The sequence below is a fragment of the Agromyces binzhouensis genome (genome assembly GCF_004135055.1).
In the GTDB taxonomy this organism is placed as follows: domain Bacteria; phylum Actinomycetota; class Actinomycetes; order Actinomycetales; family Microbacteriaceae; genus Agromyces; species Agromyces binzhouensis.
Genome location: NZ_SDPL01000153.1, coordinates 1 through 6,767, shown reverse-complemented (window position 1 = coordinate 6,767; position 6,767 = coordinate 1). Strand labels below are relative to the sequence as shown.

Here is a 6,767-nt window from a genome sequence, read left to right as displayed (position 1 = left end):
GCCGGGCGCACCCCACGGCGACGGCACGCGGCCCCTAGACTGACGCGCGTGAAGCCCATCGGACGGCGTGCGCGCGACCTCGAGACGGCCCGGACCCGGGAGGCGCCGCCCGCGCCCGCGCCCGGCGGAATGCTGATCGACCGGCCCTTCGTATGGGGACTCCTCGCCACGGCGGGCGTGCTCGTCACCCTGGCGCTCGCCGCCGCGCTGCTGAACCTCTCCAGCGTCGTCTTCTCGGTGTTCGCCGCGATCTTCGTCACGCTCGGGCTCGACCCGCTCGTGCGGTGGTTCCAGCGCCGCGGCATGAAGCGCGGCTGGGCCATCCTCACCGTCATCATCCTGTTCGTGCTCGTCATCGGCGGGATGCTCGGGCTCGTGCTGCCGCTCGTCGTCACGCAGGCCGCGGAGTTCATCAGGTCGATCCCCGACCTCTACGCCAACCTGCAGCAGCAGGACTGGTTCCAGCAGCTCTCGTCCGACTCCAACGGGCTGCTCGCGAACCTCTACTCGACGGTCGTCGACGTCGTCACCGACCCGGCGACGTGGGCCACGGTCGGCGGCGGAGCGCTCGACATCGGCTTCGCGATCATCGGCGGGATCTCGACCGCGTTCTTCATCTTCATCCTCACGATCTACTTCACCGCGACGCTCGACTCGTCGAAGGCCGCGATCTACACCCTGATCTCCGCCTCGCATCGCGCGCAGGTCGTCGACTACGCCGAGCGGATCATGCAGAACGTCGGCCGCTACCTCAGCGGCATGGTCGTGCTCGCCTTCTTCAACGCGGTCTACAGCCTGATCCTGCTCACGATCGCCGGCGTCCCGTTCGCGCTCGTCATCTCGGTGGGCGCGTTCTTCATCACGCTCATCCCGATGATCGGTACGGTGCTGACCACCGCCTTCATGACCGTGATCGCGCTGTTCACGTCACCGACCGCAGCGATCATCGTGCTCGTCGGCATGCTCATCTACATGCAGGTCGAGGCGTACATCCTGACGCCTCGCGTCATGAACCGCGCCGTGCAGGTGCCCGGGTCGATCGTGCTGATCGCCGCCCTGGCGGGAGGCACGCTCGCGGGCCTCCCCGGCGCGCTGGTCGCGATCCCGGTCGCAGCCGGCATCCTCCTCATCGTCAAGGAGGTCGTCGTGCCCTGGAAGGCGCGCCACTGACGCGTCAGCCCCAGACGGAGGGTGCTCCGGCACGCGTCGGCGGCAGCGCGACATCCGCCCCCCAGCGCTCGATCCACTCGGGCAGCTCGTCGTCGGCGGGCGGAGTGCCGAATACCTCCATGAGCTCGGACACGGGGACGGTCCCGCCCGCCTTGCGGAGGAACCTGGCGCGGATGAACGCGCGCGCGTAGATCTCGGGCTCGCCCGACGCGTCGGGGCGGACGAGCCGGTGCTCCACGTAGACCGCGCGCTCGTCGTAGCCGATCAGGCGCGACTCGATCGTGAACCGCTGCCACAGCTGCAACGACTTGCGGAACGTGATGGTCTCGCTCGCGACGACCGGGTACCAGCCCTTCTCGCGCATGAGGCCGAAGACGCCGTTGCGGACGAGCATGTCGAACCGCGCGACATCCATGATCGAGAAGTACACGCCGTTGTTCATGTGCCGGTTCACGTCGAGGTCGGTCGGCAGTGTGACGAACCGGGTGCGCGCGATGTCGTAGTGCCCGAGCGTCGGCTTGCGGCGCGACAGGAACAGCATGTGGAGCAGGGTCCGGAACAGCATGTGCATAGTCCACGAGGATATGACCGATCCGTCGTGGACATCTCCACCTTGGTGGCCCTGCACAGTGCGACGACGGATGCTGCGGCGCGGCGTTGTGCGCAGGCGTGAACGCCTGGCTACTCGCCTGCCGCGTTGCCCTTCGGCGGCACGTGCCGCTCGTCCGGTCCCTCGTACACCGAGAGCGGCCGGATGAGGGCGTTCGACGCGAGCTGCTCCATGACGTGCGCGGTCCACCCGGTCACCCGGCTCGCGACGAACAGCGGCGTGAAGGTCTCGGTGTCCCAGCCCATGAGGTGGTACGTCGGCCCGGCCGGGTAGTCGAGGTTCGGCTTGATGCCCTTGCGCTCGTCCATCGCGTCCTCGAGCGCCGTGTAGAGCTCGAGCAGGTCGGGACGGTCGTAGTGCTCGACCATCCGCTCCAACGCGTCGCGCATCGTGGGGACGCGCGAGTCGCCGTGCTTGTACACGCGGTGGCCGAAGCCCATGATCTTGCGCTTCTCGGCGAGCGCGGCATCCAGCCACTCGACCGCGCGCTGCGCGCCGCCCTCGCCGGGCCCGATCTCGTCGAACGCGTGCATGACGGCCTCGTTCGCGCCGCCGTGCAGCGGGCCCTTGAGCGCGCCGATCGCGCCCGTGACGGCCGAGTACAGGTCGGACAGCGTCGACGCGATGACGCGCGCGGTGAACGTCGACGCGTTGAACGAGTGCTCGGCGTACAGGATCATCGACGTGTCGAAGGCGTTCACGACCTCGAGCTCGGGCGTCTCGCCGAAGGCCTGCCAGAGGAAGTTCGCGGAGTAGCCGAGGTCGTTGTTGGGCTCGACGAACTCGAGCTCGTGGCGCCGGCGCTGGTCATAGGTGACGATCGACGGCAGCTTCGCGAACAGCCGGATCGACTTCTCGAGGTTCGCCTCGTGCGAGTCGTCGGGCGTCTTCGGGTCGCTCGCGCCGATCACGCTGACGGCCGTGCGGACGACGTCCATCGGGTGCGCCGTCAGCGGCAGCTCGTCGACGATGCGCTTGATCTCGTGGTCGAGTCCCCGGTGGCTGCGCTCGAGGTCCTCGAACGCGGCGAGCTCCTCGTCGTTCGGCAGTTCGCCGTACCACAGCAGGTACGCGACCTCCTCGAACGTGACGGATGCCGCGAGCTCCTGCACCGGGTAGCCGCGGTAGAGCAGCGAGTTGGTGTCGGAGTTCACCTTCGAGATCGCGGTGACGTCGACGGGGACTCCGGCAAGGCCCTTGTAGATCTTCGGCGTCTCGGACTGCGGGGTGTGCTCGCTCATCGTGCTCCTCGTGGGGCTCCTCGGACGGGCGGGTCGCCTCGTCGCGACCGCTCCCCCAGCCTACGGCCCGTCGGGCGCGCTAAGGGATGCGATCGGGCATGATCGGGCGCCTCGGAGCGGGCCGAGCCAACCATTCGCGTCGAACCGTGCCGTCCTGCACAGGCGGCGCGGCACGCAGTCGAGGTCGCACCCTTCCACGGCGCCCGGGCCCCGTCGGGCGACCTGGATGTCGACGCACGCTGTCGCCTGGCCCTCTCGCTCGCGCCGACGTCGGCGTTCCTCTGCGGCGCGTCCGCCGCCTCCGCGCACGGCATGCCGCTGCCGCCGCGCCTCGCGTTCCGGTCGAGCGTCGAGATCGCAGTGCCGCCGCCGGGCCGCGCCGTTCGACGGTCGGGCGTGATCGGACGGGTGCTCCGTGTCGATCCGCGCGAATTGACGACGGTCCGTCGGATGGCGGTGACGACGCCGATCCGAACATGGTGCGACCTGGGCCTCGTCCTCGACGTGCCGGAACTCGTCGCCGCCGGCGACTGGCTGCTCCGATGGAGCATCGCGTCGACATCGGAGCTCGAACGGGCCGCCGACCGCCGTGCCGACCGCCGCGGCGTGCCCGTCGTACGCGAGGCGCTGCAGTTGCTCGACAGGAGGTCGGAATCGCCCAAGGAATCGGAGCTGAGGGCCATCGTGCGCCTCGGCGGGCTGCCCGTCCCCGATGTGAACGTCGACGTGTTCGACCCGCGCGGGCGGTTCATCGCCCGGGTCGACCTGCTGTTCGCCGAGTATCGCGAAGTGCTGGAATACCAGGGCGACCACCACCGGACCGATCGAGCGCAGTGGCGGCGCGACCGGACCCGAGAATCCGAGCTCGAATCGCTGGGCTACCACGTGACCGAGGTCACCGACGGCGACCTCGCCGACCCGAACGCACTGGTCGCACGCCTGGCGCGCCTGTTCCGCCGCGCCGGATGGACCGGATCCCCACGCGCATTGGACGGAATTCGGCGCCGGCCGCACGGCTGAGTCGCCGAATTCCGTCCAATCGACGCGATGGCAGGCTGGGGGCCCGCGTCAGAAGAGGCCCGCGGGGATCTCCACGTGGCTGAGGGCGCCGGGGGCGGCGGTGATGGTGAGTCGGCCGAGCTCGTCGGGGCCCAGCTCGGGGAGCCGCTGGGCGACGTCGAGGAAGCGATCGATCTCCGCGGGCTCGAGCACCCACTCCGCGAGCGTGCGGAACTTCTCGACGTACTGCTCGCGTCCGAACGGGCGCGCCCCGAGCGGGTGCGCGTCGGCCACCGCGATCTCGTCGACGATCTCGTTGCCGTCGGCGAGGCGGATGACCACGCGGCCGCCGAACGCCTTCTCGCCGATGTCGAGCGAGTGGTAGCGGCGCGTCCACTCCGGGTCCTCGACGGTCGAGACCTTGCGCCAGAGGGCGACCGTGTCGGGGCGGTGCGCCCGCTCGGGCGAATACGAGTCCGCGTGGTGCCAGGCGCCGTCCTGCAGGGCGACCGTGAAGATGTACGGGATCGAGTGGTCGAGCGTCTCGCGCGAGGCATCCGGATCGTACTTCTGCGGGTCGTTCGCGCCGGTGCCGATCACGTTGTGCGTGTGGTGCGAGGTGTGGATCGTGATCGACTCGATGCGGTCGGGGTCGTCGAGGATCAGCGGGTACTCGTCGTGGAGCTTCCGGGCCAGGTCGATGAGCGCCTGCGCCTGGTACTCGGCCGAGTGCTCCTTCGTGTACGAGTCGAGGATGGCGCGCTTGGCCTCGCCGGTCTCCGGCAGCGGCACCTCGTAGGTCGCCTCGGGCCCGCCGAGGAGCCAGGCGATCACGCCGTCCTCGCCCTCGTAGATCGGCACGGGGCTCGTCTCGCCGCGCATCGCGCGATCGACCGACTCGACCGCCATCTTGCCCGCGAACGCGGGCGCGTACGCCTTCCAGGTCGAGATCTCGCCCTTCCGCGACTGCCGCGTCGCGGTCGTGGTGTGCAGCGCCTGCCCGATCGCCTGGAAGATCGTCTCCTGGTCGAGGCCCAGCAGCGTGCCGATGCCGGCCGCGGCCGACGGGCCGAGGTGCGCCACGTGGTCGATCTTGTGGGCGTGCAGCGTGATCGCCTTCACCAGGTCGACCTGGATCTCGTAGCCGGTCGCGATGCCGCGCACGAGGTCGCGCCCCGTGAGCCCGCGCGACGCGGCGAGGTGCTGCGCGACGGCGACGATCGGCGGGATGTTGTCGCCGGGGTGCGAGTAGTCGGCGGCGAGGAACGTGTCGTGGAAGTCGAGCTCGCGCACGGCCACCCCGTTCGCCCACGCGGCCCACTCGGGCGAGGTCCGCCGCGCGGCATCCGCACCGACGACGGTCGCTCCGTCGCCGCCGATGGACACGGGGTGCGCGAGCGCCTGGCTGCGGGCGGCCACGACGGGTCGGCGCGCGAGGGATGCCGCCGCCACGGCCGCGTTGTCGATCACGCGGTTCACGACCATCTCGACGACCTCGTCGTCGACCTCCACGGGGTCGACGGCCACGCCGGCGAGCTGCCAGGCGAGCTGGCCCTCGCGTGCGAGGTTCTCGTCGCTCCGGTGGGTACGCAGGTGGTGGATCTTCACGTGGCTCACGCTATCGAACCGGGCCGCGATCGCGCCGGAGCTTGACGGCGAGCTCCCGGCCGGGGCATGGGACGATGGAGGGGATGATCCCCACCGACACGGAGCGCGTGGGCGCACGGACGATTCGCGACATCCGCCGCGACTTCCCGGCGTTCGCGGCATCCGGCGACGCCCGACCCACCGCGTACCTCGACTCGGCCGCGACCGCGCAACGCCCGACGGCCGTCCTCGACGCCGAACGCGACTACCTCGAGCACGACCTCGCGGCGGTGCACCGCGGCGCGAGCGCCGCGACCGGCCGGTCGACGACCCGCTTCGAGGAGGCCCGCGCCGACCTCGCCCGGTTCGTGGGCGCCCGCGACGACCGCGAGATCGTGTGGGCGCAGAACGCGACCGATGCGCTGAACATGGTCGCGCTCGGCATCGCGGACGCGAGCGCCGGCATCGGCGGGGCGGATGCCACGCGCTTCGCGCTGCAGGCCGGCGACGAGATCGTGCTCACCGAGGCCGAGCACCACGCGAACCTCCTGCCGTGGCAGCGCGTCGCGCAGCGCACCGGCGCTCGGCTCGTGCCCGTGAAGGTCGACGAGCACGGCTGCTGGTCGATCGACGACCTCGCGGCCGTGCTGACCGCACGCACCCGCGTCGTCGCCTTCGCCGAGATCTCGAACGTGACCGGGCTCATCGTCCCGGTGGCCGACGTCGTCGCGGCCGTGCGCGCCCGGGCGCCGCAGTCGCTCGTCGTGCTCGACGCCTGCCAGTCGGTGCCGCATCGGCCCGTCGACTTCGCGGGCTACGGCGTCGACTTCGCGGCGTTCTCGGGCCACAAGATGCTCGGGCCCAACGGCATCGGCGTGCTCTACGGCCGCGCCGAGCTGCTCGACGCGCTGCCCCCGGCCCGCACGGGCGGCTCGACGATCACGCGCGTGACGTTCGAGTCCGCCGAGTTCCTGCCGGCGCCGCAGCGCTTCGAGGCGGGCACGCAGGCGGTGTCGCAGGCGATCGGCCTGGCAGCCGCCGTCGGGTACCTCGAGGGACTCGGCATGGACGCCGTCGCCGCGCACGAGGACGCGTTCGCGGCGCGCGTGCTCGAGGGCGTCGCGGCGATCCCCGGCGTGCGCATCGTCGGCCCGCAGCCG

6 protein-coding genes are annotated in these 6,767 nt (G+C 70.9%); 3 read left to right on the top strand and 3 right to left on the bottom strand.

All coding sequences use genetic code 11. The annotated features are described in order from the left end of the window. Nucleotides 1-48 precede the first annotated feature (48 nt). Nucleotides 49-1,170: an AI-2E family transporter gene (locus ESO86_RS09120; RefSeq protein WP_242492294.1), complete on the top strand. Its 1,122-nt coding sequence runs from the start codon at nucleotides 49-51 to the stop codon at nucleotides 1,168-1,170. A 4-nt stretch (nucleotides 1,171-1,174) separates the two neighbouring features. Here the strand turns inward: ESO86_RS09120 and ESO86_RS09115 are convergent, their stop codons facing one another. After that, a complete protein-coding gene (locus tag ESO86_RS09115) occupies nucleotides 1,175-1,735 on the bottom strand; it encodes an acyl-CoA thioesterase (RefSeq protein WP_340638844.1) in 561 nt (186 codons plus the stop codon). Between the two features lie 116 nt (nucleotides 1,736-1,851). Next, nucleotides 1,852-3,021, bottom strand: a complete 1,170-nt coding sequence (locus tag ESO86_RS09110; protein ID WP_129234611.1) for a bifunctional 2-methylcitrate synthase/citrate synthase — start codon at nucleotides 3,019-3,021, stop codon at nucleotides 1,852-1,854. A 450-nt stretch (nucleotides 3,022-3,471) separates the two neighbouring features. On the opposite strand from ESO86_RS09110, the gene ESO86_RS09105 reads away from it, so the two are divergent. Next, a complete protein-coding gene (locus ESO86_RS09105; RefSeq protein ID WP_129234610.1) occupies nucleotides 3,472-4,041 on the top strand; it encodes a PDDEXK family nuclease in 570 nt (189 codons plus the stop codon). Between the two features lie 48 nt (nucleotides 4,042-4,089). On the opposite strand, the gene ESO86_RS09100 is transcribed toward ESO86_RS09105, so the two are convergent. Then, the gene (locus tag ESO86_RS09100; protein WP_129234609.1) at nucleotides 4,090-5,628 is read right to left on the bottom strand and encodes an MmgE/PrpD family protein; all 1,539 of its coding nucleotides are present in this window, start codon (nucleotides 5,626-5,628) and stop codon (nucleotides 4,090-4,092) included. An 83-nt stretch (nucleotides 5,629-5,711) separates the two neighbouring features. Between ESO86_RS09100 and ESO86_RS09095 the strand changes: the two genes are divergently transcribed. Beyond that, nucleotides 5,712-6,767: aminotransferase class V-fold PLP-dependent enzyme (locus tag ESO86_RS09095; RefSeq protein WP_129234608.1), on the top strand; the 1,056-nt coding region annotated here is incomplete at its 3' end.